Annotated in this window: 20 protein-coding genes and 1 pseudogene; 10 read left to right on the top strand and 11 right to left on the bottom strand. The window is 57.6% G+C overall.

The genetic code is table 11. The features are described 5' to 3' along the window. Positions 1 to 65 precede the first annotated feature (65 nt). Positions 66 to 986, top strand: a complete 921-nt coding sequence (locus AB4N43_RS03675) for a LysR family transcriptional regulator (RefSeq protein ID WP_027923434.1) — start codon at positions 66 to 68, stop codon at positions 984 to 986. 172 nt (positions 987 to 1,158) lie between these two features. After that, entirely contained in the window at positions 1,159 to 1,680 is a 522-nt protein-coding gene (locus AB4N43_RS03670) for a GNAT family N-acetyltransferase (RefSeq protein ID WP_059180943.1), read from the top strand. 1 nt (position 1,681) lies between these two features. Here AB4N43_RS03670 and AB4N43_RS03665 read toward each other — a convergent pair whose 3' ends face one another. Next, positions 1,682 to 2,374, bottom strand: a complete 693-nt coding sequence (locus AB4N43_RS03665; protein ID WP_027923436.1) for an aspartate/glutamate racemase family protein — start codon at positions 2,372 to 2,374, stop codon at positions 1,682 to 1,684. Between the two features lie 76 nt (positions 2,375 to 2,450). Here AB4N43_RS03665 and AB4N43_RS03660 point away from each other — a divergent pair, with 76 nt between their 5' ends. After that, positions 2,451 to 3,221, top strand: a complete 771-nt coding sequence (locus AB4N43_RS03660) for a helix-turn-helix domain-containing protein (protein WP_460153203.1) — start codon at positions 2,451 to 2,453, stop codon at positions 3,219 to 3,221. Between the two features lie 70 nt (positions 3,222 to 3,291). Next, complete coding sequence (locus AB4N43_RS03655) at positions 3,292 to 3,801, top strand: hypothetical protein (protein WP_027923438.1); 510 nt, start codon at positions 3,292 to 3,294, stop codon at positions 3,799 to 3,801. Positions 3,802 to 3,855: 54 nt separating this feature from the next. On the opposite strand, the gene AB4N43_RS03650 is transcribed toward AB4N43_RS03655, so the two are convergent. Both AB4N43_RS03650 and ccoN read right to left on the bottom strand, forming a co-directional pair. Next, a complete protein-coding gene (locus tag AB4N43_RS03650; protein ID WP_027923439.1) occupies positions 3,856 to 4,077 on the bottom strand; it encodes a hypothetical protein in 222 nt (73 codons plus the stop codon). A 15-nt stretch (positions 4,078 to 4,092) separates the two neighbouring features. After that, complete coding sequence (gene ccoN / locus AB4N43_RS03645) at positions 4,093 to 5,520, bottom strand: cytochrome-c oxidase, cbb3-type subunit I (protein WP_410921485.1); 1,428 nt, start codon at positions 5,518 to 5,520, stop codon at positions 4,093 to 4,095. A 292-nt stretch (positions 5,521 to 5,812) separates the two neighbouring features. Here ccoN and AB4N43_RS03640 point away from each other — a divergent pair, with 292 nt between their 5' ends. Beyond that, on the top strand, positions 5,813 to 6,781 hold the full coding sequence (locus AB4N43_RS03640; RefSeq protein ID WP_027923441.1) for a hypothetical protein: 969 nt from the start codon (positions 5,813 to 5,815) through the stop codon (positions 6,779 to 6,781). 90 nt (positions 6,782 to 6,871) lie between these two features. Here AB4N43_RS03640 and AB4N43_RS03635 read toward each other — a convergent pair whose 3' ends face one another. Continuing rightward, positions 6,872 to 9,226, bottom strand: coding sequence for a tetratricopeptide repeat protein (locus AB4N43_RS03635; protein WP_460153200.1), 2,355 nt, complete (start codon positions 9,224 to 9,226; stop codon positions 6,872 to 6,874). 215 nt (positions 9,227 to 9,441) lie between these two features. Between AB4N43_RS03635 and AB4N43_RS03630 the strand changes: the two genes are divergently transcribed. Further along, positions 9,442 to 10,113, top strand: coding sequence for a DUF3313 domain-containing protein (locus tag AB4N43_RS03630; protein ID WP_027923443.1), 672 nt, complete (start codon positions 9,442 to 9,444; stop codon positions 10,111 to 10,113). A gap of 121 nt (positions 10,114 to 10,234) precedes the next feature. Here AB4N43_RS03630 and AB4N43_RS03625 read toward each other — a convergent pair whose 3' ends face one another. The 7 genes and pseudogenes from AB4N43_RS03625 to AB4N43_RS03595 form a co-directional block, all read right to left on the bottom strand. Next, positions 10,235 to 11,257: an HAD family hydrolase gene (locus AB4N43_RS03625; protein ID WP_027923444.1), complete on the bottom strand. Its 1,023-nt coding sequence runs from the start codon at positions 11,255 to 11,257 to the stop codon at positions 10,235 to 10,237. 114 nt (positions 11,258 to 11,371) lie between these two features. Beyond that, positions 11,372 to 11,518: a hypothetical protein gene (locus tag AB4N43_RS03620; RefSeq protein WP_155953725.1), complete on the bottom strand. Its 147-nt coding sequence runs from the start codon at positions 11,516 to 11,518 to the stop codon at positions 11,372 to 11,374. 78 nt (positions 11,519 to 11,596) lie between these two features. Continuing rightward, the gene (locus AB4N43_RS03615) at positions 11,597 to 12,544 is read right to left on the bottom strand and encodes a SphA family protein (protein WP_059180938.1); all 948 of its coding nucleotides are present in this window, start codon (positions 12,542 to 12,544) and stop codon (positions 11,597 to 11,599) included. Positions 12,545 to 12,556: 12 nt separating this feature from the next. After that, complete coding sequence (locus AB4N43_RS03610; RefSeq protein WP_059180937.1) at positions 12,557 to 13,963, bottom strand: DUF1254 domain-containing protein; 1,407 nt, start codon at positions 13,961 to 13,963, stop codon at positions 12,557 to 12,559. A gap of 27 nt (positions 13,964 to 13,990) precedes the next feature. Beyond that, the gene (locus AB4N43_RS03605; protein WP_027923447.1) at positions 13,991 to 15,442 is read right to left on the bottom strand and encodes a DUF1254 domain-containing protein; all 1,452 of its coding nucleotides are present in this window, start codon (positions 15,440 to 15,442) and stop codon (positions 13,991 to 13,993) included. A gap of 9 nt (positions 15,443 to 15,451) precedes the next feature. Further along, positions 15,452 to 16,004 (bottom strand): annotated as a pseudogene (locus AB4N43_RS03600) (hypothetical protein). A 326-nt stretch (positions 16,005 to 16,330) separates the two neighbouring features. Next, positions 16,331 to 16,756 (bottom strand): YciI family protein, encoded by a 426-nt coding sequence (locus tag AB4N43_RS03595; protein WP_059180936.1) that lies wholly within the window; start codon positions 16,754 to 16,756, stop codon positions 16,331 to 16,333. Positions 16,757 to 17,014: 258 nt separating this feature from the next. Here AB4N43_RS03595 and AB4N43_RS03590 point away from each other — a divergent pair, with 258 nt between their 5' ends. The 4 genes from AB4N43_RS03590 to tpx all read left to right on the top strand — a co-directional run bounded on the left by AB4N43_RS03590 (position 17,015) and on the right by tpx (position 22,886). Next, positions 17,015 to 20,302 (top strand): hypothetical protein, encoded by a 3,288-nt coding sequence (locus AB4N43_RS03590; protein ID WP_460153196.1) that lies wholly within the window; start codon positions 17,015 to 17,017, stop codon positions 20,300 to 20,302. Positions 20,303 to 20,621: 319 nt separating this feature from the next. Then, positions 20,622 to 21,251 carry a hypothetical protein gene (locus tag AB4N43_RS03585; protein WP_460153194.1) on the top strand — a complete coding sequence of 210 codons (630 nt, stop codon included), beginning with the start codon at positions 20,622 to 20,624 and terminating at the stop codon, positions 21,249 to 21,251. Positions 21,252 to 21,355: 104 nt separating this feature from the next. Continuing rightward, entirely contained in the window at positions 21,356 to 22,069 is a 714-nt protein-coding gene (locus tag AB4N43_RS03580) for a hypothetical protein (protein WP_460153192.1), read from the top strand. A 316-nt stretch (positions 22,070 to 22,385) separates the two neighbouring features. Beyond that, positions 22,386 to 22,886 (top strand): thiol peroxidase, encoded by a 501-nt coding sequence (gene tpx, locus AB4N43_RS03575; protein ID WP_027923449.1) that lies wholly within the window; start codon positions 22,386 to 22,388, stop codon positions 22,884 to 22,886. The last annotated feature ends 59 nt before the right edge of the window (positions 22,887 to 22,945 follow it).

Genomic DNA, 22,945 nt, shown 5'->3' with positions numbered 1-22,945 from the left:
CACATCAGGTTCATACACGCTGCGCAGGATGAGGTTTTCAAGGATAGATCGACAGGGAGTCACTGATGTCATTGATGGAATCCACCTATGCGGCCGGCATCGACCCGGTGCTGGCGCAGTCCTTTCGGGTGAGCGCCCGTTGCGGGTGCTTCATGCAGGCCGCTCGCAGCCTCAACATCAAATCCACGCAGTTGCGCAAACACCTGGCGCAGCTGGAGTCGCAATTGCAATGTTCGCTGTTCAATCATCAGGACAATGGCCTGGCCCTGAGTCGTGAAGGGTTGGCGCTTCAGGCGCAACTGATCGCGCTGGCCCATGAGCGCGATGCACCGGTGATCGAGCAACCGCTGATACGTCTGGCGGTGGCCGAGTCGATCCTGCATGACATCCTCGGCCGTGACCTGGTCGCCTTGTTGCGCCGCAACGCCAGCGTGCGCCTGGACATCATTACCCTCGACAGTGAGCTGAGCCTGCAAGCAATCAGCGCCGATGTGGTGCTATGGCTGGCCGGCACGGATTCGCCGCTGCCGGGGCCGAGTTTTGCGGTCAGCGAACCGCAGCGACTGGCGCGTCTGGAGTATCTGCCGCACATCGCCAAACGCTATTCGCGGGTCGCGGCGCGGCCGGGCAGCCTCGATGACCTGGCCGACTTCATGCTCGTGCAGTGGCAGCATGACCGTCAGGTCGAGAGCTTTCGGCCATGGAACAGCGTGGTGGATCAGCGTCTGGCTGGCGTGGTGCAGTTGCATTCCTATGAACTGATGCTGGAGATGATCCGCTGCAGTGCCTGCATCGGGTTGTTGCCGCGCTACATCAGCCAATTCGACCGTGGTTTGATTGCGTTGCCTGAACTGTTCGAGCAGCCGATGCCGCGTCAGGTCTGGATGGCGGTGAATGCCGACACTCAAGGTCAGGCCGATGTGCAGATGATCGTCGAGCTGATCCACAACACCTTCAACGAGCGCCGGGAGTGGTTCGAGAGCTAACCACGGTTAACTGTAGGAGTGAGCCTGCTCGCGATAGCGGTGTATCCGTCGACATTTATTTTGAATGTTAGGCCGCTATCGCGAGCAGGCTCACTCCCACAGGGAATGTCGCCATATTGGGAGATAGCGTTGTAGAGTAAGCGGCCATGTCTGCCTCAAGGATGAATCACCCATGCCTGCCACCGAACCGGTCATCACCCTCGAACGTTTCAGCGAAGCCCACATCGAGGGCGTCACCGCGCTCTACAATGACCCGGCCATTACCCGTCAGGTCCTGCAAATGCCGTTTCAATCCACCGAGATCTGGCGCCAGCGCCTGGCCTCGGATAACGAGCGCCTGGTGAAACTGGTTGCGCTGCATCAGGGCACGGTCATCGGCAACATTGGCCTGGAACAATTCTCGCGGATCCGCCGCAGCCATGCCGGCAGTATCGGCATGGGCGTCGCGGTGGCATGGCAGGGAAAAGGCGTGGGTTCGACGCTGTTGGCGGCGGTGCTGGACATCGCCGACAACTGGATGAACCTGCGGCGGGTCGAACTTTCGGTGTACGCCGACAACGAAGCGGCCATCGGCCTGTACCGAAAGTTCGGTTTCGAGACCGAAGGCCTGCTCCGTGACTACGCCGTGCGTGACGGCCGACTGGTCGACACCCTGAGCATGGCGCGTCTGCGTCGCATGCCTGACACCGAGTGACTCAGTCGCCCAGTGCAAACGCCACCGCCGCCTGCGCATGCAGTTCGGTGGTGTCGAGCAGGGGCAGGGCGCTGTGTTCGGGTTTGATCAGCATGCCGATTTCCGTGCAACCGAGGATGATCGCCTGGGCGCCGCGTTGGGTCAGCGATTCGATCACCTGCTGGTAAACCTTGCGCGATGTTTCGCTGATCACCCCGACGCACAACTCGTCGTAGATGATCCTGTGCACGGCGTTGCGTTGCTCGGCTTCCGGCACCAGCACGGTCAAGCCCATCGCGCTCAGACGATCCTTGAGGAAGTCCTGTTCCATGGTGAACGCGGTCCCGAGCAACCCGACCTTCAGCGCACCGGCATCGACGGCTGCCTGACCGGTCGGGTCGGCGATGTGCAGGAACGGAACAGTGATCGCGGCCTGAATCTGTCCGGCCACCTTGTGCATGGTATTGGTACACAGCACCACACACTCGGCGCCGCCAGCCTCAAGCCCTCGCGCCGCGTCCACCAGAATCGCCGCCGCATCGTCCCAGCGCCCGGCATGCTGGGCCTGTTCGACAGGCCCGAAGTCGACGCTGTACATTAGCAACTGCGCCGAACGCAACGGCCCGAGCCGGTCACGAACCTGCTGATTGATGAGGCGATAATATTCGGCGCTGGACTCCCAGCTCATGCCGCCGATAAGGCCGATGGTGCGCATGCGGTGCTCCCTGTGAATGGCTAACCTTGCGAGAGTATCCCGTGGATCTTGACGGTCATCTATCAGGAAATTTCACATGCCCGGCGTGCTGAGCCAGCACGTGCTGAGCGCTAGAGCTTGCCTGCAACTGTTGCCCCGTGCGGCCTACAGTGTTCGTGATCCGGCGCAGTCGTTGACCCTGGGCGTGACGCTTGAGCGCCAGCAAGGCGTACACGCCATTGATTCAGACCGGCGGGTGGATTTCGATACTTTGCCCGGTGTGCTGGCGTTCACGCCGGTGGGCGTCGAGGTGTTTTCCGAATCGGCGAGCGGTGGTGAATACCTGTTGATGCGCCTGGATGAGCCGTTTGCGGATGAGATGCTGCCAGCCGTCCGCCAGCGTGTTCAGTCAGCCGGTGATCGACGGGCGCTGACGTTCGCACGCGAGATCCGACGCCTGTTGCTCAACCCTCAACCTGATCTGATGGCGCTTGAGCAAGCCGCCCTGAGCCTGATTGACCAGGCGCCTGTGACGACTCGATCCAGACTGCACGCCAAAGCGTTCGCCCCGGTACTGGATCAGATCGCCGAGCAGTTCCATGAACCGCTGACGCTGGACCAGTTGGCCGCGACTTACGGGCACAACGAACTGCGTTTTCTGCGCGACTTCACCCGGGTCATGGGCCTGACACCGCATGCGTATCTCGTTGAGGTGCGCCTGCAAGCCGCCCGACGGATGATCGAACACACGGACCTGCCGTTGGCCAGCATCGCTCTGGACAGCGGTTTCGCCCATCAGTCGCACATGGGCAGCGTTTTTCGCAAACACCTGGCCATGACCCCCAGCCAATACCGCTCGCGCTTTTAGTCGTACGCCGGCGGCCTGCATCTGCCATGCTCAATGTCCGCAGCACCGCTCCAACCAAAGGAACACCGCAATGGACGACGTACAACAACTGGGCGAAATGCTTCGCCACTACGCAGAAAGCGAAGCGCACAAAAAGCAGACGTTCGAGTCGCAATCGGCGCTTTGGGCGACGCGTATCGGCGAGCTGTTCGATCAGATCCAGCAGTGGCTGGAACCGGTCCAGGCGCCGCATCTGCTGGAAGTGAGCCGTGAGGCGTATGTGGCTTCGGGGCCTAGCGTGCCGGTGGAGACGTCGCCGTTCAAGACCGAGAAATTGTCCATTGTCATTGCCGGCAAACCGGTGGAGTTCGTGCCGGACGTGATGGGCGCTGGCGGTCAGATTTCCCTGGCGGTGATGGGGCTGACGGCCGCGCGCTATGGCAGCGTTTCGCTGGTGTGCCTGCCGCCGTCGACCAGCTGGCAGTGGCGCAAGACCAATGGCCTGAAAGACCCGGACACGTTTGCATTTGATGCGAATTTTCTGGCGCAGCAGTTGCAGGGCCTGATCCCGCGTGATCGCGGCCAGGTCCTCCCGGACTGAACTAAACCCCCTTGCAGGAGCCGAGCTCGGCTCCTGCATTGGATAGGGTGTGGGTCAGATTTTGAGGTTGCCCCAGCCGGGCTTGACCTCTTCTGGCGCTACCGCCTTCACCTTCTTCCCCGTGGCCGATTCCACTCGCCGCGCCACCTCGGGATCATCCGCAAACGGAATCAGACTGGCATCCTCCAGGCTCTGCGCCGTCTCCCGCTTCAGGCAATATTCAACCCCCAGCCAAAGCCCCAGCACCGCCATCACATTCAATAGCACTTCAAACATTCCAGGCTCCTTGCCTCAGGCAATCTGTGCTTCACGCTCAGCCATCGCCACGTCCGCAACCCGCACAGTGCGCCAGGTGTTGTAGGCCATCAGCAGCATGCCGCTGAGGAAGAACACCCCGCCGGTAAAGCGCACCACAAACCCCGGGTGGCTGGCCTGCAAGGCTTCGACGAACGAATACGTCAGCGTGCCGTCGTCGTTGATTGCGCGCCACATCAGGCCTTGGGTGATGCCGTTGACCCACATCGACGCGATGTACAACACGGTGCCGATGGTCGCCAGCCAGAAGTGTGCATTGATCAGGGCGATGCTGTGCATCTGCTCACGGCCAAAGACTTTCGGCACCATGTGGTAGACCGCGCCGAAGGTGATCATCGCTACCCAGCCGAGCGCCCCGGCGTGAACGTGGCCGATGGTCCAGTCGGTGTAATGGGAGAGGGCGTTGACGGTCTTGATCGCCATCATCGGACCCTCGAAGGTCGACATGCCGTAGAAGGCCAGGGACAACACCAGAAAGCGCAGGATCGGGTCGGTGCGCAACTTATGCCAGGCGCCCGAGAGGGTCATCATACCGTTGATCATCCCGCCCCAGCTTGGCGCCAGCAGGATCAGCGACATCGCCATGCCCAGCGACTGTGCCCAGTCCGGCAGCGCGGTGTAGTGCAAGTGGTGCGGACCGGCCCAGATGTACAGGGTAATCAGCGCCCAGAAATGCACGATGGACAGGCGATAGGAGTACACCGGGCGCCCGACCTGTTTCGGCACGAAGTAATACATCATCCCGAGGAACCCGGTGGTGAGGAAAAAGCCAACGGCGTTGTGGCCATACCACCACTGCACCATGGCGTCGGTCGCCCCGGAATACACCGGATAAGACTTGAACCAGTCCACCGGGATCGACAGGTGATTGACCACATGCAGCATCGCGATCACTACGATGAACGCGCCGAAGAACCAGTTACCGACGTAAATGTGTTTGGTCTTGCGCTGCACCACGGTGGTGAAGAACACGACCGCGTAAGCGACCCAGACCACCGTCATCCATACCGCGCCGGTGAACTCGATCTCGGCGTATTCCTTGGTGGTGGTGTAGCCCAGCGGCAGGGTGACCAGCATGGTCACGATCACCGATTGCCAACCCCAGAAGGTGAACGCGGCGAGGGTGTCGGAGTACAACCGCACCTGGCAGGTGCGCTGCACCGCGTAGTAACTGGCGGCGAACTGCGCGCTGCCGGCAAAGCCGAAAATCACCAGGCTGGTGTGCAGCGGACGCAAGCGACCGAAGGTGGTCCACGGCAGGTCAAGGTTCATCTCGGGCCATACCAGTTGCGAGGCGATCCACACCCCCATCGCCATCCCCACGACACCCCAGACGATGGTTGCCACGATGAATTGGCGCACAACCTTGTAGTTATAGGCCTGTCCGATTGTTGCTGTGCTCATGGTCAATGCTTCCACGGTTGCAAAGGCTTCTACTGTAGAAACCCCGTCGGAAACAAAACAGACTCAGGAAAACTTCATTTATACGGATCAGATCCGAGGCCACCCTGCAGTCATCTGCCACAAACTGATACGTTTTTTTAGCGTTTAGGTGAATCTGTAGCACGCTGCGTCGCAGGTCCATAGTCCCCCCTCACAATCAGCGGCTACACGGGTGTGTTTTTGCTTGGGACAGTGATGGCAGTTTGGTAGAGTCCGCGGCTTGTCAGGGAGCAAGTGAAGAAAGGAGTCGGGTGTGAGTGCGGGCAAAAAGATTTTAGGGTTGATATCGCTAATGCTGATGCTGGCCCTGTGGGCCAGTTACGTTTATGTGTTCAAGGACAACCGTGACGGGCTGTTGGGCGGCGCCTTCGACAGCACGGCCTGGTGCGGTACGCCACCGGCCAGTGATAGTGCTGCGCTGGGCAAGGATCAACTGACCCTGCGGATCACCAACAACCTGCGCGGCGAGTTCATGCTCAGCGGCGCCATCGTGGTTTCCGAACGCACGTTCAACCGCTACGACCTGGCCCGCAACGAGCTGCGCCTGCGTCTGGAGCCGTTGCAATGGTCGTACGGTGTCACGCCGATTTTCCTCGAACAGGTCAAGGTCCAGCCACTGACGCGTAACCTGTCATCGCTGAACAAGAGCGCCTATGCCGAACTCGAACCGCGCCCCATTGGCGTTCAGGGGCGGGCGGCGGACTTCCCGTTCGACACTTACCGCTACGGCTACAAACCAGTGTTGTATTACCTCAAGGGTAACGATCGCATCGACCTCAAGTTCAAGCACATCACCACCAGCATGGAGATGTCGAACACCTTCACGCCGATCCAGAAGTACAACCGCGCGGAGTACATCAACGAGAAAAACTCGCTGGCGCGTGAGGAAGACTACAAACCTTATGCAACCACTGAGTGTGCGTTCAGTGTCGAGCGCAAGGGCTCGTTCAAGATGATCGTCTTGATGTTGCTGCTGGTGATCGGCTTGCCGTTGCTGCATGTGTTTTATCGCGACGAGCCGGGTATCGACTTTCTGGCGACGCTGGTCAGCATCGGGGCGATTCGGGTGTTGCTGGTGGGGCCGCTGAATGACTTCCAGTTGTACAAAATCGACTTTCTGTTTGCCGGAGTGATTTTACTGGTGGGCACGGTGTCGCTGATCAAGGCGATGCGGGCCAACAGTCGGCGGGAGTTGGCGTTGAAGAGTGGTTCGTCCTGGTAATCCCACGGTCGATGTAGCAGCTGCCGAGCCTGCGAGGCTGCGTTTGGCGACGCAGCCTCGACAGCTGCTACAGGCGGAGCGTATCGAGGGCTACTTCAACGCCGGATCCCCCATGTTCATTTTCTTCCAGCCCTGCAACAGCACCTGCGCTTTCGGTTCCTGCCCGTTGTCCAGGTAATACTGGATCAACGACAGCCGCGCATTGCGGTTGGCCGGCTGCACTTTCAGCAAGCGCTCCAGCACTTCGCAGGCCTCTTCAACCTTGCCGCGGTCATGCAAGGCCACGGCCAGCACGTAGCCGTATTGCGCGTTCTGCGGTTCCAGTTGCGCGGCTTTGCGAAGCGCCGACATGGCCTGGTCCGATTTGCCAGCACGCACCAGCGACAAGCCCTGGGTGTGTTGCAGCAGCGCGGCGTCCGGGTGGTCTTTTAGCCCTTGGGCCAGCAGCGCCTGTGCTTCCTGGCTGCGGCCATTGGCTTCGAGCCATTGCACCAGCGTCACCAGTGCCGGGTAGAAATCCGGATCGCGCCTGAGCGCCGTGCGCAGGTACGGTTCGACCTGGTCATTGCGTCCGCTGGCCTGGTAGAGCATCGCCAGGTTGAGGTTGGCTTCGGCGCGTTCCAGCAGGTTTTTCTGTGCTGCTTCGTACTCGGCAATCGCCGCATTCCAGTTCGCTTGGGCAGCGCCCAAACCATTGCGTGCGGCTCCCAGCAGGTCCCGGGCTGCAGCAATACGCACGGCCATCACCGGGTCTGTCAGCAACGGCGTCAACAGCGGTGCCCGCTCAGGTGGTGGCAGGAACGCGCTGATTGCGTGCACGGCACTTTCACGCACTTGTGGCGCGGGATTGCTCAGGTCCTTGGTGGCCAGTTTCAACGCCTGTTCACTCGGGTACAGCGGCAACTCGGCGAGCAGGGTGGCCCGCTGAATCGCTGGCAGCTTGCTGCGTTGCAATTGTTCATACAGAGCTTGCGCCGCGCCGGGTTGACCGTTGCGAATCAGCCACAGGCTTTCGTCATACCGCGGGGCCTGTACGGTCGGCGCGCTGTTCCACCGTTTGAATTGTTCGGTGACTTTGTCGCCGTCCTTGCCCTGGTGACAGGTGAGGCAGGCGTCCGGGGTGCCGAGTTTTTTCGCCCGCTCAGGGTTGGGAATACTGAAGCTGTGGTCATGCCGGAAGTCATTGCCCATGTAGAACTTGCCGGGCATGTGGCAATCCACGCACTGCGAACCCGGCTGACCCATGGTGTGACGGGTGTGCTCGATGGCGTCGTAGTTTTTTGCTTGCAGGCCTTTGCCGTCGACGCCTTCCACCGGCGTTTTTCCCGTGGTGTTGTGGCATTGCAGGCAAACGCCGTTGCCCGGCGCCTTGAGTTCAGTGCTGTGCGGGTTGTGGCAGTTGCTGCAGCGCACGCCCTTGTCGAACATTTTGCTTTGGGCAAAAGAGCCGTGTTCAAACACCTCGTCCTTGATCTTGCCGTCCAGCGCATACAACTCGCGGGTCAGGGGGCTCGGCAGGTAGTCATCCATCAGGCGTTTGCCGGCGGTGTAGCCATCGCTCAGCGGTGCCCGGCGCGAATGGCAGCGGGCGCAGGTTTCGATCTCGACGGTGGCGTTCTTGTCCTTGAGGTCGACGGCAAAACCGGCATGAATCAAATCACCTTTTTTCGCCGTCCATTCCAGGTGATTGGAAGCCGGGCCGTGGCAGGCCTGGCAGCCAACGCCGAGGCTGTTCCATTGGCTGTCGAAGGTGTTTTTCGCGGCATCGAAATTGCGCTTGTAGCCAGTGGTATGGCACTCGACGCACATGAAGTTGGCGTTCTGGCTCGGCTTGCTCCAGTGCAGCGGGTTCTTGAAATTCACACCCTGACCCGGATAGAGGTGGAACCAGCGGTTTTTCTCGGTATCCCAGGCCACGCCCAAGGGTTGCAAGCGACCTTCGCCCACTTCGATCAGGTATTGCTGCAACGGCGCGATGCCGAAGGTATAGGCCACCTTGAAGTCGGCGTTCTTGCCATCGATACCCGGCGTGTTGACCCAGAAGCCGTCGTCCTTGCGCGAAAAAATGGTGGTTTCGTTTTCCGCTTTGAAGGTGACGTTATTGAAGTCGCCCAGCATCGTCTCGGCAGAGGCTGCCTGCATCGCCAATTGGTGATGGGAGCCTTTCCAGTCCTTGACCTGTTCGCTGTGGCAGCCCTGGCATTGCTGCTCATCGACCATCTTCGCCGGGGCCAGCGCGACCGGTTGCGGTTTGGCCGGTGGCGCGACAGGGGCAGTGACGGGAACGGGTCTCAGCGGTGCCGGTGTGCTGCTAAACAGAAACCAGCCGATGCCGATGACCGCCAACAGTAATGCACCGATGGTCACGGGAAAAAGAGAGCGGTTAATCAGGTTCGGTGGTGAATCAGGGTTGGGGCTTGGTGCTTTATTTTTATGTTTCAGCATTGCGACTTCCGTAGTCGAGGTGCGTTTGCCTTGAGGCGCGCGATCAAGCTGGAGTGCAGCTTTGCCGCATGCCGGGCATCTGTCAAATGACGGTTGCGAGAGCGTCCGCAGCGTTAGATGAAATGTGTGCTTTTTTTGAGTTTTTTATCGCGAAATGCCTTGACTCCAGTCGCCTTTGCACTAGGGTGTTCGCCCTTCAAAACAGGAGTTCAAGCATGAAGCTTGCGTTAATGATGAGCACGTTGTGCATCGCCACCATCGCGGTGACAGGGTGTGCGAGCAAGGTCGTCGAGCCGGAGCAGTATTCCGGCTTCCTCAAGGATTACGGCCAGCTGCAGGAAGCCAAGTCGCCGTCCGGCGCGACAGTGATGCGTTGGGTCGATCCAGCGCTGGATGTCAGCAAATTCACCAGCGTCTATATCGAACCGACCCAGCTTTACCCGGCCCCCCAGCCAACGGTGAAAATCCCCCAGGCCACGCTGAGCGGGATCACCGGTTATTACGACCAGGCGCTCAAGCGTGAAATGGCCAAATCGCTGCCATTGGCCGCCGGCCCTGGCCCAGGCGTGATCGTGGTGCGTGCCGCCATTACTGCGGTCAGCAGCAAGACCGAAGGCTTGAAGCCTTACGAAGTGATCCCGATTGCGTTGGTTGCCGCAGCCGTGAGCACCGCCAGCGGTATTCGTGATCAGGAAACAGACCTGGCCACCGAAGCGGCATTCATCGACGGCGGCAGCAACAAAGTCATCGCTCAGGTCGTGCGCAAGGGCACCGGCAAGCCGCTGGAAAACGATGCGCAGGTGATGAAGGCGGATGACGTCAAAGGCGTGATGGATGGCTGGGCGTCGGATTTGAATCAGTCGTATTTGAAGATCAAATCCAAGTGATGTGCCGAGGCTGATGGCCTCATCGCGAGCAAGCTCGCTCCCACACTGGATCTGTGTAAACCACAAGTCCGATGTGGGAGCGATGGAGTAAACCTTTGGTGCCGTCGGCGTTACGCTCCTTTTACTTCCCTTGCTCGGCTGTGGCGGCGTCGTAGGGATAGATCCGGCGCCATTCGGCGGCCATGTCCACGACGGTCCAGTCACGTGTTTTTGCTTCGTCCAGGGCCTTGTCCAGGCGACCGAAGTCGGACTTGCGGTCGTAGGCCCATTCGCGTTTGGCGTCGGTGTGATGCACCAGCCCCATGAATCGTTTGCCCGGTCCTGCGGCGGTCCATTGCAACATCTGCAAGTCGCCGTCGGAGTTGCCGAAGGCGAGGATCGGCCGCTTGCCGATGACCGCGTCGATGCTTTCCGGTTTGCCCGGGCCGTCATCGTTGTGGGCCAGTTTCGGCGTGCGCAGGATCGAGGCCTTGCCGTCCTTGTACTGGAAGGCTGTGACGAATGTGGTGCCGATCACCTGTTCCGGCGGGATGCCGTAGACCTTCTCGGCAAAGGCGCGCATGAACCCGGTGTCACCGCCGGAGACGATGTAGGTCTTGAAGTTCTGCTCGCGCAGGTAGTCGAGCATTTCCAGCATCGGCTGGAACACCATCTCGGTGTACAGCTTGCCGGTTTTCGGGTGTTTGGCCTGGCTCAGCCAGGTCTTGGCGTAGTCATCGAAGGCTTCGGTGGTCATCCCGGTGTGGGTCGCCCCGAAGATTTTCATGATGCCGCCCATGCCGGAGGCGGCCAGCGCCTTGTGATCGTTTTCCAGCACGGCCTGGAACGGCTGGGTGGTTTTCCATTCCGGGTGTTGCGGCGCGGTGCGCTTGACCTCTTCGAGGGCAAACAGCAACTCGAAGTACATCGGCTGCTCGCTCCACAGGGTGCCGTCGTTGTCGAACACGGCGATGCGGTCTTCGGGTTTGACGAAGTCCCTGCTGCTTTGATCGGTGACCGCCTGGACGAACTCGATGATGTGCTTCTTCGAGGGGCCGTCATTCCACGAAGGCAAGGGTTCGGCTGCTTGCGCGAGAAACGGCAGGGCCAGCGCGAAGAGCAGGCTCAGCCCAAAGCAATTGCGGATCGAGATCGGGTTCGTCATGGGACATCCTTTTGGTGTAACAGCCGTAATGCCGAGTCGGGTATCGCCTGCCGTTGTTCGGCCTGACTATGCAGCGTAGACAACGAACCCTTGAGTTGCCGCAATGCCTGGTTTTCAGTAGGCGAACGACCGTAGCAGGCGCGCAGGCGGTCTTGCCGTCGAGAACTGGGCGTGCACAATTTCACGGCACAGGTGATGTCCGTTGGCAGCGCTTTCGGCGATGCTGGCTTGCAGGGCGTTGAGATCATTGAGTGCAGTCATGGCGCATCCTTGATTCAGAACGTGAACGTTGGAATGACGGGAATGAGCCTGGAACCGGTAGCCATCCCTGGTCACTCCTTAGAAAAACGCTAATGTCAGGTTGACGCTGATGCCGTTGCCTTCCGGCCGGTTTTTGGTATCGAACTCCGGCACCCAACGGGCGCTGACGCTGGCCTGCGCATCGTTGAACTTGCCGGCCCAGCCGACCGCCGGGCCAGCACCGACCGAGCGGCCACGGAAGCCGCTGTTGGCACCACTTCCCGAATCATCGGTCACCTGCTGGATGTAACCCGCCGCGATACCGGCATTCCAGCCGTTGCCGAAGCCGTGGGTCCACAGTGCATCGAGGGTGAAAATGTTGCCGTTGCGATAGTCGGTGGCGTTATTTTCGGTGTAGAACTCCAGCGCGCTGGACAGGGTGAACTCGCCACCCTTGCCGTCCAGATGGGTGAAGGCCACGGTGGGCATGAAGGTGTAATTGTTCTGGCCAGCGTTAGCCAGGCGGTCATCGTTGTAGGCACCGGTCGGCACATAGATCGGCAGCGAGAAGGAGACGTGGTTGACCTCGTCGATGTGGTAACCCGCCGCAATCGGTGTCACCAGAATATCGGCGAACTGGGTCCCGGTATCACCGGATCCCAGGGTTCTGCCACGGGGACCGGTGACACTGGCGGTGACGTCGGTGTATTGGACCGGCACGCCAATGGCCGAGGCGTAGTTCCAGCGCCCTTTGCCGGTGTCCCAGATATGCGTGAAGTTGGCCATGGTGTAGGACACTTTCATGTCCAGCCCGGTACTCAGGGCGCCGGCGATCGGTACTTGCGCTTTGCCCTTGAGGTCGCCGTCGTACCAGATGCTGGTCAGGGACATCACCCAACCGGCTTCCGGCGGCACAATCCCGGCGTTGGAAAATACCTGTTGCCCCGTAATCGGCCGCCCGACACCGCCCTCGGCCGCCAGCGTCAACGGGCTTGCGCCGATGATGCACAGCGCCAGTAAAGGACGCACTACAAAAGGCCTGACCATGACTGACTCCGCTTATTGTTTTTGTTGTGAATCGACCGGCGTCAGCAGCGGCATCTGCCATTGGCCGCTGGTGACTTCCGGTTTTGGCAGGTACAAGCGCAAGATCCCGTAGAACGGGCCTTTCGGGGCGGGCAGCCAGTTGTTTTGCAATTCTTTGGCCGGGGCCTTGTTCTGCACGTACAGGGTCAGGCCGCCGTCGGCGTCGAGCTTGAGATCGGGCAGCATCCGCGAGTTGATCAGGTAGCGATTCAACGGGTTGGCCACCAGCAGTTTGTTCTTGCCGTCGTACATCGTCAGCGACCAGAAGGCATCGGCCGGGGGCAGGGAGCCCTTGTCGAAATGCAGGGTGTAATCGTGCTTCGAGGCATCGACCGGCTGGCCGTCCTTGTCGACGAAGTAGCCGATGTAATCCGCTTCTTCGGCCGAGTTGCCGAAAATCCCCATGTTGGCGCCGGCGTAGCGGTACAGGTAGTTGCCGTTAAGGTGATCACGGGTGCCGAAGACGTCGCCGCTGGTGATCTGGTGCGTGTCGACCTTGTCCTTCTTGAACTGGGCGAACTCGGCCTTGGCGTCGCTGATGCCGTCTTCCAGTGCCTGGCGCTGTTCAGCGCTGAGGTCATGCAGATTGAACGGCTTGCCGGCTTCGATGCCGATCTTGGCAAAGCGCGCGAGCAGGTCCTTTTCCGCGTCCTGCGCCGGGGCGAACGACAACATGAAATTCAGGTAACGGAACAGGTCCGGGGTGTCGCTCATGGTCGGCAGCGGTTTTGGCCAGTCAATCTTTGGTGCCGCTGGCGGTGCCTTCTGTTTGACGTAGTGGCTCAGGGATTCAACCTTGTAGCCTTTCTGGATTTGCTTGACCTTGGCCAGGTCCTTGTCATCGAACAACTGCGTGCGATACAGCGCGTAGGCAATGTTGGTTTCGCTGCGCACCAACCGGTCCATTTCCACCGGTTGCTGACCTTGCCAGTTCGGCCCGGCGATCATGAAGTGGCCGCCGTTGTTGCCCGTGCTGCGGGTGCCCAGGTACGCAAAGTTCTGCGTATACGCGTCAATCAATTGCACCGAGTAATAACGGTGTTCTTCGATAGCCGGCAGGGTCAGCACGACGGGTTCTGCGCGCAGGTCCATCCACACAAAGGAGTAGGGCGTGTCGGCGTTTGGCGTGACGAAGGCGGTGTCTTTGGCGGTGAATGCCTTGGCGGTGTTGCCGATCTGGTTCAGCGGCGCCTTGAAGTTCGGGCTTTTCTTGTCGATGGCCTGGGTGTAGAGGGTCTTGTACATCTCCACTACCGGGAAGCCGTACAGATAGGCTTCCTTGGCGATGCCCCGGGCTTCTTCAGGCGTGGCGCTGAAGTCGGCCCAGACACTGGTGCTCAGGGAGAGTGCGAGTGCGGTGAGCAAAAAACGGTTATTCATAAAGCGTCCTTATTGACCTTTTGGGCGTCATTCCACAGCCGTGATGTCGTCGAGCTTCCAGCTTTTATCGAAGTAAGCTTCGGTCGGCGCGTACAGACGGAAATAGCTGAACCAGTGTTTGCCCGGTACGGTTTGCACCCAGTTGTTCTCGAAGCCTTTGGGCGCGGTCGGACCGAAATACAGGTCCACGGAGCCGTCATCATTCTTTTTCAGATCCTGACGGGACGACAGGTCGGCCTTGCGCTGCGGGTTATCGATCAGGCAACGGCTGTCGGTGTCGTACACCGTCATCGACCAGAACTGCTTGGCCGGCGGATTGGCGCCGACGTGCAGGCGATAATTCTTACTGCCGTCGAGCCAGTTGCCCTTGCTGTCGGTGTAGGCGCCCAGATAGGTCTGACCGAGGCCCGGGGTCTTGGAGACCATGCCCTTGGTGTTGGTGACTGCTTCGTAGAACCAGGCGCTGCGTTCCCACAACTGATCGTAATAGGCCACGCGTTGCGACGGTTCGGCGATATTCAGCACGGTGTCCCATTGACGGTCCGGCCAGTATTGCGCACCGGGGAACCGCTTGGCGAAGGTGTTGGCCTTGGCGATCAACTCGCCGACCTGGGCGCCTTGTTCCAGTGCCTTGCGCTGGTTGTCATTGGGGTTGAAGGGCTTGTCTTTCTCGATGCCGAGGCTGGCGAGCATGGCCATGTAGAAGCGGTCACGTTCGTTGACCGGTTCTTTCTGGATGATCTGGTGCAAGCGCTCCCAGTACGCCATCCCGCGCGGTTGGGTGCCGGACCAGGCTTTGCCCCCAGGGCTGAGCAGTTTGGTTTTGCTTGGCTCATTGCGCTGGGCGTACGGGTACATCTTGAAGTGTTCGACCAGTGCCTTGCCTTTGGCCGGGTCCGGATCAAGCACGCGGAAGCCCACCAGCACGTTCATGGTCTCCGATTTGGCCAGGTAGTACTTGCCGGCATCGGCGGGAGGTTCGGCACCCGGCGGCAGGACCAGGTACTTGCCGCCCTTGCCTTTGTCCGGGCCGGTCTGGCCCATGTCGATGATCGCGCGTTGCCAGAAGTCCCCGACGCCGCCGGCAGTCGGGCCGGGTGGCAATTCGATCACCAGCGGCCCGGTTTCATTCAGGTCGACAAAACCGAGGATGTACGGCGTGGTGGCATTGGCGGTGATGACGCCCAGTTTGTCTTCATAACTGTTGAGCACCATCAGGTCGCCGCTGCGGGCGCCGAGTTTGTCGCGAAACTCTTCCTGCCATTGCGCGTAGGACACCAACGGCAGCGCCCAGAGGTAGCTCTGGGTGGCCTGCTGAAAATCCAGCTCCGCATAGAGTTGGGCGATCGATTCATGGGCGGGCAATTCGCCTTCCATCGCGATCTTGCCGATCCGCGTATCAAGATCCTGGGCGCCAACGCCGCAGCTGACGAACATGGTCATCAGGCTGAAACCGGCCGCGCGAATTGCACCGTGCATAAAGAGTCCTTATTTACCGAACGTAACGTTGATCCCGGCGAACAATGTGAACTGCGGCAAGCCATCGCCTTTGCGTTCCACCGTCCACTGCGGCTCGATGAATGCGTTAAGAATATTAGTCACGGATTTGCACGCCGTGCCGCCAGCCCAGCAGGCCGCGAGGTGAGGAGTCGAGGGCCGCGGCCGTCAGGCCTGCTTGCCACTTGCCTGTGCCCAATTCGTCCTGCTCAGCGGTCGGCGCGGTGATTTGCGGGCCGATGCCCGGCTGTACGCCGTCGGTCTTGGGGATGAAGATGTCGAACAGGTTGAGGTCGCCGATGCCGGTGCTACAGCCGCTGTGCGGGTCGGGTCGGGTGCTGATCGGCAAGGTGCCGCGCAGCAAGCCATCGTTGGTGTGGACGTCGGTGTCGTAGCGCTTGGGGGTGTAGTAATCCAGAAGGTTGGCGCCAGGGGCCAGACTCAACGGGTTGTTACTTTTGTTGGCTACGTCGGCGTTATCGGCGAACGCACAAACGACAGGCGTAAACCATGCCGCCATCAGCAACAAAGCGTTTTTTTCCATAGCGGCTAACATGATTCCCCCGGTTCCTTGGTGGCTCATTGGTCGACTCGGCACTTCCCGGCCGTTGTTGTGTAATCTCTTTCCGGTCAAGCCTGTAGGAATGATCTGAAGCTAGCAGCTAACCATAACTTAGCCAATCCAATGAGTTTTTTCTTTCGAATTGTGTGCAAAATCTCGCTGTTTTTTGTACTGATAAGTTAAAGCGAAACTTGTCCGGCATTCGAATAGAGGTTGAACGAAACCCTGTGGGAGCGAGCCCGCTCGCGATAGCGTTGTGTCAGGCAAATCGCTCTCGCGAGCAGGCTCACTCCTACATTAAGTAATGCTCAGCGTTTCTTCGCCTCTGCGCGAATCCGTTCTTCCTGCTTGCGCAGTTCCGGGGTGAACTCGGCACCAAAATCCTCGGCCTCGAATACCTGACGAATCTCGATCTCTGCGTCGGTGCCAGGCATCGGGTTCGGGCATCGCTTGACCCAGTCGATAGCCTCTTGTTTCGACTTCACCTGCCAGATCCAGTAACCGGCGATCAGCTCCTTGGTTTCGGCGAAGGGGCCGTCGATGACGGTGCGTTTGTCGCCTGAAAAGCGCACGCGCGCGCCTTTACTGCTGGGGTGCAGGCCTTCGCCTTCGATCATGATGCCGGCGTTGACCAGTTCTTCGTTGTAGTTGCCCATCGCTGTCAACAGTTCTTCGCTGGGCATGACGCCGGCCTCGGAGTCGGGGCTGGCTTTGACAATGATCATGAATCGCATGGGGTTGTCTCCAATGGATGTGAGTGATTCACAGCATGGTCGATTGGCCGAGGTTTAAATCGACAGCACTTCCCAAAGATATTGCCCGTCATCGGAACAACGCGGCTCAAGCCCTTATTCCAATACAACGGTCTTTCTCGAACATTTATTATGAATGGATCTCGTTAACTGTCATTTCTGACAGTGCCCTTCGCTGCTTTTTTTCTCGATAGTCGAGTGGCCAGTTTTTTGTCCACTTTCAGCTATCGGAAACGCGTCATGACCTCGAACCTTAAAATCGGAGCTACCGAAACTTCTCCCGTTTATTTTTGTTACGGGGCTTCAGGCGAACGCGGGCATACGCTCACCGCAGTCGGCGAAGCCAGCAGTCCGTGGGTCGGACACGGCGTCAGCGTAAATCCCGCTGCCGGGCAAACCCTTCCGTTCCAGGCCGTCCCCGCGTCTGGCGAGTACCAGACGTTTTCGGAGCTGGGATGTGAGTGGAAGATCAATTGCCAGGACGACGGCGAAGAACTCGCTGTCGATTGCTGGTTACAGACTGAGTTCACCGCCAAGCCCTACAGTATTCCGGTGAAGTTGGGGCATTACCTGCGTGAATTCCTAGGCAGGCGCAATCCGATCGGTGCGCCCCTGATCGGTGATGAAGTCACCGCCGAGGTTCAGGTAGTGTCTGCCTACACCCAAAAACTACTGAAAGATGTCGAGGTTCAGTGGTTCGTCGGTGGGGAACCAGCAGGCCGCATTAACACTAACGATTCAGGCTGGAGCAAGTTCAGTTACACCTTCACAACGGTCGGCGAACAGTCGATTACGGCCAAGGTGTTTAACCCCTATAACGACACGTGGGTCGAACATAGTTTTCCAATCAAGGTGTATGCCGAAAGCCCTTGGAAACAGGCGGAGTTTAAAGTCAACGGTGAACGCGTAGAGTGGCGCTCACCCGCTCTATTGCATCGCGGGCAAGCGAACGAAGTGACCGTGAAAGTTGAGCCCGCAATCGCAAAAACACTCAGGCTGGCGCTCATTAATGACGAAGGGCTGAACATTGTTGCCGTGCCTGCAGACACTGTATGGCAACAACCGGATCCAGTGTCCGGAGAGTTCAAATGGACCGTCACCTCGAACGAGCAGAAAAGTGGTCGGGTCAAGTTAGTCGTCTATAGCCAGGAAGTGGCTCAGCCTTGGGAGCACGACGGACGGTTGCTTGCAGGCGATCTCGCTGATGAGGTTGAGGTCCGGATTGACGGCAAACCTGTCACGTCGGGCGTCAACTTCTTCTTCCGCGGTCGGCCTGGTGTTATTACGTTAGTCTCCAAGGAGAGCAGTTCGGTAACAGTAGGCCTTGAGGTGACGCTGACACGCGTGATCACCAGCGGTCTCGATGAAGCAGACTTGGTGTCCAGCCCTGGATTTGGCGTTTCAACGCCAGATCATCGCTGGAGCGTCACCGGATCCAACAAGAGTGGTACTTTCCAGCTGATATTCACGTGTCAGGGCATTGCCGTGCCGCTTACGCTGGCACTCAACGCCTTGTTGTCGGCTGATCTGAATAACGAAGCCGATGTGCGGATCGGCGGCTTGGAAATCCCGGCAGAAGGGCAGATCTTTTTCAGGAGCGAGGCACAAACGCTGACAGTGGTTGCCAAATCAGGCAGTCCACTGGGCCGTCTACCTCTGAAGTTGCGATGGATCAAAGGGGAAGGGCTGCGGGCCGAAGAATTTAATTGCGAGCCTGCCCTCGACACCTATGCCGCAGACCACAGCTGGAGTATCACTGGCCCCGCAGACAAGAGCGGCACGTTCCAGTTCGAGTTGGTTGGCGAGGGCATGAATACGCCCATTGAGTTGCCAGAGTGTGTATTGCTGTCGAAGAACTTCGCCGATGAGGGCGCGTTCTTGGTCGACGGTGTGGAGCTATCGGACAGTGTGGTTTTCACCAGAAGCGTTGCAAGAACCCTGACCCTGGTGCCGAACACGGGCAGCCCGCTCGCCAACTTGACCAAAAGCTTGCAGTGGCACGCCGGCACGGGATTGGTCAAAGCAGATCTGACATGCACCCCGGCGCTTGACCTGCCCACAAAGCTCAATAGTTGGCAAATTACCGGTTCCGCCACCAAGAGCGGTACGTTTCAGTTGAAACTGGTCGGCCCGAGTGGGGTGACGCTGGGCCAACTGGCAGTTTGCATGTTGTTGTCGCGCAACCTTGAGGACGACGTGACCGTCAAGCTTGATGGCTCCGTCCTCCCGGCCGAGGGCAAAGTGTTCATCCGTGGCAAACTGCGTACGTTGACCCTGGAGCCGAAAGCGGGCAATCCGGTGGCCAACTTGCCGATGAGCTTGCGATGGGGCAGTGGCACCGGCTTGGTCGAACAGGACTTCCAATGCGTGCCGGCATTGGGTCAGGCGATCAAACCTCATAGCTGGAACATCACGGGCCCCGCGACTAAAAGCGGCACCTTCCACTTTACAGTGGCCGGTCCGAGCGACGTTACATTGATCACCCTCGCGCTCAGCACCGTGCTGTCGGCCAACCTGCGCGACGAAGCCGACCTCCTGTTTGCCGGCCAGCCGCTGCCGGCTCAAGGGGTCGTGCTGTTGCGGGGCCAGCCGGGAACGTTTTCATTGGTGCCAAAGGCAACCAGCCCCATTGCCGGTAAACCTCTGGCGATGAAATACGCGGGGGGCACGCTGCCTGTGAGTGATGTGACTTGCCAGCCTGCATTTGGCCAATCAACAACTCAGTATCAATGGGCGTTTACTGGCCCTGCCAATCGAAGCGGTACATTCATTGCGGAAGTTGGTTACGGGCAGGATGCGAAGCTGGTTATGGAGCCGGTTGTTGTTCTGTCGCCCAAATTAAACGATGAATTGAGTTCTTTCGAAATCATCCCGCAGGGTGGAATCGCGTCTCCGGTTGACCTTGAGGATGAGGGCCTGACGCTCACCAAAGACTCAGCAGGTTTGACGCTGAAAGTGCCCGATTCAAGCCCGCTTATTGGAAGGACAGTTGCATTTAAGTGGGAGGGCGACGCGAATCCATCTGTCGTGTTGCCTGCTCCGTTTGTAATGAAGGCTTCCACTGTCGTCGAAATCAAGGGGATGGATAATCCAGCTTCGCTCAAGCGCCATCAGTTGTGTCTGGACTACGGTGGCGCGGTTACAGCGTCCTGGACGTTCAGGTACTTCAGGGGGCAGCCTTCCAGCGGATTGAGCATCTGGTGCGACGGCGTGAACCATGGGGCGAATTCCTTATTGCTTAATTTCAATAAAAGCTACGAACTTTCTATCAGGCCGAAAACCGAGGACAGCGTTTTTGTGGGCTGGAAGTGCAAGTTTGTCGGCGTTACAGAACCAGGGGTTGTTGTCGAGTTGTTACCCCCTTCTGTCGAGTTCGTGGAGATTGGTTCGCCTGCGACAGGGGGCGCGAAGAAGACGATACGAGCGAGGGATACTGGAGGGTTCGATTATCGGAAGGTTTATATGGATGTGCAGATTAAAGACTTTGGCGTATTGAAAGTTCCAATTGAGATTGTCTCGGTGCTTTAAGTGTGAGCGGTTTTTTTAGGGGTTTTGTATGTGGTGGTGATACGTGCTGGGCTTTAGTGTTTCAGTGCTCTTTAAACGAAATCGAGGAAGCGGACATGAGTAATAAAACACCTGAAAATAAATATGAGTTGAGGGCCAGTAGTGGTAAGTCCGGCGCAAAAAAAAATAGTAGTGCTTCGGATTTTTTCGAGTCGTGTACTTTGTTTGAGGTTCAGAGGGGGGAGGCTGGGGTCAACCGGACTTTCGATACCCGGTTGACTATAGCACCGGCAGAATGGTTATAGCTGGTCTAGGGACGCACAAGCAGTTTGAGTTGACGATGAAAGCACCGCTGGATTCAAAGCTTATTTATCTCGTTGGTCGCGGTCTTGGTAGAAGTTGGTATGGGTTTCCGAATGATCAGGGTGCGCCTGTTAAAATTCGACCTGATTTTAACGATGGCAGTGCAGGGAAGTATGTCTTGGAGTTTAGTGCGGAAGGTGCGGAAGGTGCGGAAGGTGCGATATCTTTAATGGATCTTTTTATTGCGCCTCGTTATTTGACGGATTTTGTATCATACAAATTGAATGGCGAAGATTATGGTCAGCAAGATTTGTTGTTATATTACAATGAGTTTTACACCTTGGGTTTCTATAATTTGGATGAGAAATATAAGTTTCTTGAGTCGAGCAAGGTAATAAGTGTTTCATATCCTGAGGGTGCGCCTTACGATATTGATTTTATAGAGGATGAAGAATTAGTAGAAAATACATTTGGCAAATCGAGCCTTGATGGTTTGTCGTCAGAGAAAAATAAGACGGCGAAGATGGGCGGTGGGGTCAAGGGGTTGAGAGTACGTTATAAAAATCCGGACAATCCATATTTTGGACGGATTGACGTGACCTTGCATTTTCAAGAGGGGATGGAGCTTAAGCCTCCCATCGAGGTCGTAAAAAGAGTTGATGTGTAAACTATTCGGCTCGCCCCTGCGGTTCGGGAGGGCTAGCAGTATTGTTTTTAATGTTATCGCGTCAGCCATAATTAATTTTCAAGCGAGAATACAAAGGTGATGCTATGAGTAATAAGCCCGACTTTTTTGAAGTAACTGCAGGTATTGAAATCCATCCGAATGTCGATACGGGATATGGAGCGTATCCATTTGATTATAGAGCTGATAAAATGGTTGTGAAGGAAGGTTCCACGATAAGAATTGTAATCCCGCCTGAACAGGCGGGGCAAACTTATCTCACCAGCAAAAAACGTCATCCTGGGGGGTATTCTGATGGTCGGATTCACATAACCGTGTCTGATGAGGCGCCAGATAAGCCAGAGGTTGTTTCTTCTGTGTTCGAGACTAATACTGTGTCCTCCTCGATTGATATTCTTTATGTTCCTCGCGATATGACACGCTTCGCTTCATACATTTTTGATGGGGTGGATCATGGGGATAAAATTTTGCAGCTGAATTACAGTAGATTCTACCCATTAGATGTCAGTTTCTTGGACAGTGAAGTGAATGAGCGTCTTGCTTTTTCCGAGCAAAAAAGAATTTCATATCCCGAGCGCTCACCCTATGATGTAGATGTGGTGGCCAATGGTGTGTTAGTTGAAAATGTGGGTGGTAAGTCATCGGCTGATGGTGTTGATGCACTGGAGGCGGAAGGTGTTTATATTAGAGTTCGCTACAAGAGTGTCGATGATCCTTATTATGGTCCGCTTGAAATTACGTTTATTATAAAACAGGGGGTGACATTTGTTCCTTCTATGGAAGTGGTGAAGCCGATTTGAATTTGGCTGGATTTATAAGTGTAATGAATAGCTTTGGTTGCTCTGCGAAGAGGGGGTGTACTAAGCCTCCTTTTTGCTGAGGATATGCGTCACGCTTTTTGCAATTTCTGGAATAAATTTTCCCGTAAAAACATCATCGATGACGCCCCGCTTTTTGTTTGTTTTCGCTCGTCTCGCTGCAACGGGCTCTCTGTACGATCCAGTTTGCGCAAGGACTACACATGATTTGTATCCACCCATAGGCCCCCACCCCCATTTCATGCTTAACTTCTGCCTCGTCGAATTTTCCACATCAACGTTCAGAAGGACTCCGTTCATGGCTCAAGTCACCCTTAAAGGCAACCCGGTTCAAGTCAACGGCCAACTGCCACAAGCCGGTTCCAAGGCGCCAGCCTTTTCCCTGGTTGCCGGCAATCTGTCCGACGTGACCCTGGCGAGCTTCGCCGGCAAGCGCAAAGTGCTGAACATCTTCCCAAGCGTCGACACCCCGACCTGCGCTACTTCGGTTCGCAAGTTCAACGCCCAGGCCAACGATGTCGCCAACACCGTTGTACTGTGCATCTCCGCTGACCTGCCGTTCGCCCAGGCACGCTTCTGCGGCGCCGAAGGCCTGGAAAACGTGCAAAACCTGTCGACCCTGCGCGGTGCCGAGTTCATCGAGAACTATGGTGTTGCCATCGCTGACGGTCCGCTCAAAGGCCTGACCGCTCGTGCGGTCGTGGTTCTGGATGAGAACGACAACGTGCTTCACAGCGAGTTGGTCAAGGAAATCGCTGAAGAACCGAACTACGAAGCGGCACTTTCCGTTCTGAAGTAAGCGGCGTCATTACAATTGTTAACGGCCTGGCCCTGTCCAGGCCGTTTTCATTTGTGCTT

This window comes from Pseudomonas sp. S2_B07 (assembly GCF_054668435.1).
This window is presented reverse-complemented; position numbering and strand designations above follow the sequence as displayed.

What these genes read in the sequence shown, in the direction of transcription:
- AB4N43_RS03675 (WP_027923434.1), top strand. Translation starts at nt 66, where the DNA reads ATGTCATTGATGGAATCCACCTATGCGGCCGGCATCGACCCGGTGCTG.
- AB4N43_RS03670 (WP_059180943.1), top strand. Translation starts at nt 1,159, where the DNA reads ATGCCTGCCACCGAACCGGTCATCACCCTCGAACGTTTCAGCGAAGCC.
- AB4N43_RS03665 (WP_027923436.1), bottom strand. Translation starts at nt 2,374, where the DNA reads ATGCGCACCATCGGCCTTATCGGCGGCATGAGCTGGGAGTCCAGCGCC.
- AB4N43_RS03660 (WP_460153203.1), top strand. Translation starts at nt 2,451, where the DNA reads ATGCCCGGCGTGCTGAGCCAGCACGTGCTGAGCGCTAGAGCTTGCCTG.
- AB4N43_RS03655 (WP_027923438.1), top strand. Translation starts at nt 3,292, where the DNA reads ATGGACGACGTACAACAACTGGGCGAAATGCTTCGCCACTACGCAGAA.
- AB4N43_RS03650 (WP_027923439.1), bottom strand. Translation starts at nt 4,077, where the DNA reads ATGTTTGAAGTGCTATTGAATGTGATGGCGGTGCTGGGGCTTTGGCTG.
- ccoN (WP_410921485.1), bottom strand. Translation starts at nt 5,520, where the DNA reads ATGAGCACAGCAACAATCGGACAGGCCTATAACTACAAGGTTGTGCGC.
- AB4N43_RS03635 (WP_460153200.1), bottom strand. Translation starts at nt 9,226, where the DNA reads ATGCTGAAACATAAAAATAAAGCACCAAGCCCCAACCCTGATTCACCA.
- AB4N43_RS03630 (WP_027923443.1), top strand. Translation starts at nt 9,442, where the DNA reads ATGAAGCTTGCGTTAATGATGAGCACGTTGTGCATCGCCACCATCGCG.
- AB4N43_RS03625 (WP_027923444.1), bottom strand. Translation starts at nt 11,257, where the DNA reads ATGACGAACCCGATCTCGATCCGCAATTGCTTTGGGCTGAGCCTGCTC.
- AB4N43_RS03620 (WP_155953725.1), bottom strand. Translation starts at nt 11,518, where the DNA reads ATGACTGCACTCAATGATCTCAACGCCCTGCAAGCCAGCATCGCCGAA.
- AB4N43_RS03615 (WP_059180938.1), bottom strand. Translation starts at nt 12,544, where the DNA reads ATGGTCAGGCCTTTTGTAGTGCGTCCTTTACTGGCGCTGTGCATCATC.
- AB4N43_RS03610 (WP_059180937.1), bottom strand. Translation starts at nt 13,963, where the DNA reads ATGAATAACCGTTTTTTGCTCACCGCACTCGCACTCTCCCTGAGCACC.
- AB4N43_RS03605 (WP_027923447.1), bottom strand. Translation starts at nt 15,442, where the DNA reads ATGCACGGTGCAATTCGCGCGGCCGGTTTCAGCCTGATGACCATGTTC.
- AB4N43_RS03595 (WP_059180936.1), bottom strand. Translation starts at nt 16,756, where the DNA reads ATGCGATTCATGATCATTGTCAAAGCCAGCCCCGACTCCGAGGCCGGC.
- AB4N43_RS03590 (WP_460153196.1), top strand. Translation starts at nt 17,015, where the DNA reads ATGACCTCGAACCTTAAAATCGGAGCTACCGAAACTTCTCCCGTTTAT.
- AB4N43_RS03585 (WP_460153194.1), top strand. Translation starts at nt 20,622, where the DNA reads ATGAAAGCACCGCTGGATTCAAAGCTTATTTATCTCGTTGGTCGCGGT.
- AB4N43_RS03580 (WP_460153192.1), top strand. Translation starts at nt 21,356, where the DNA reads ATGAGTAATAAGCCCGACTTTTTTGAAGTAACTGCAGGTATTGAAATC.
- tpx (WP_027923449.1), top strand. Translation starts at nt 22,386, where the DNA reads ATGGCTCAAGTCACCCTTAAAGGCAACCCGGTTCAAGTCAACGGCCAA.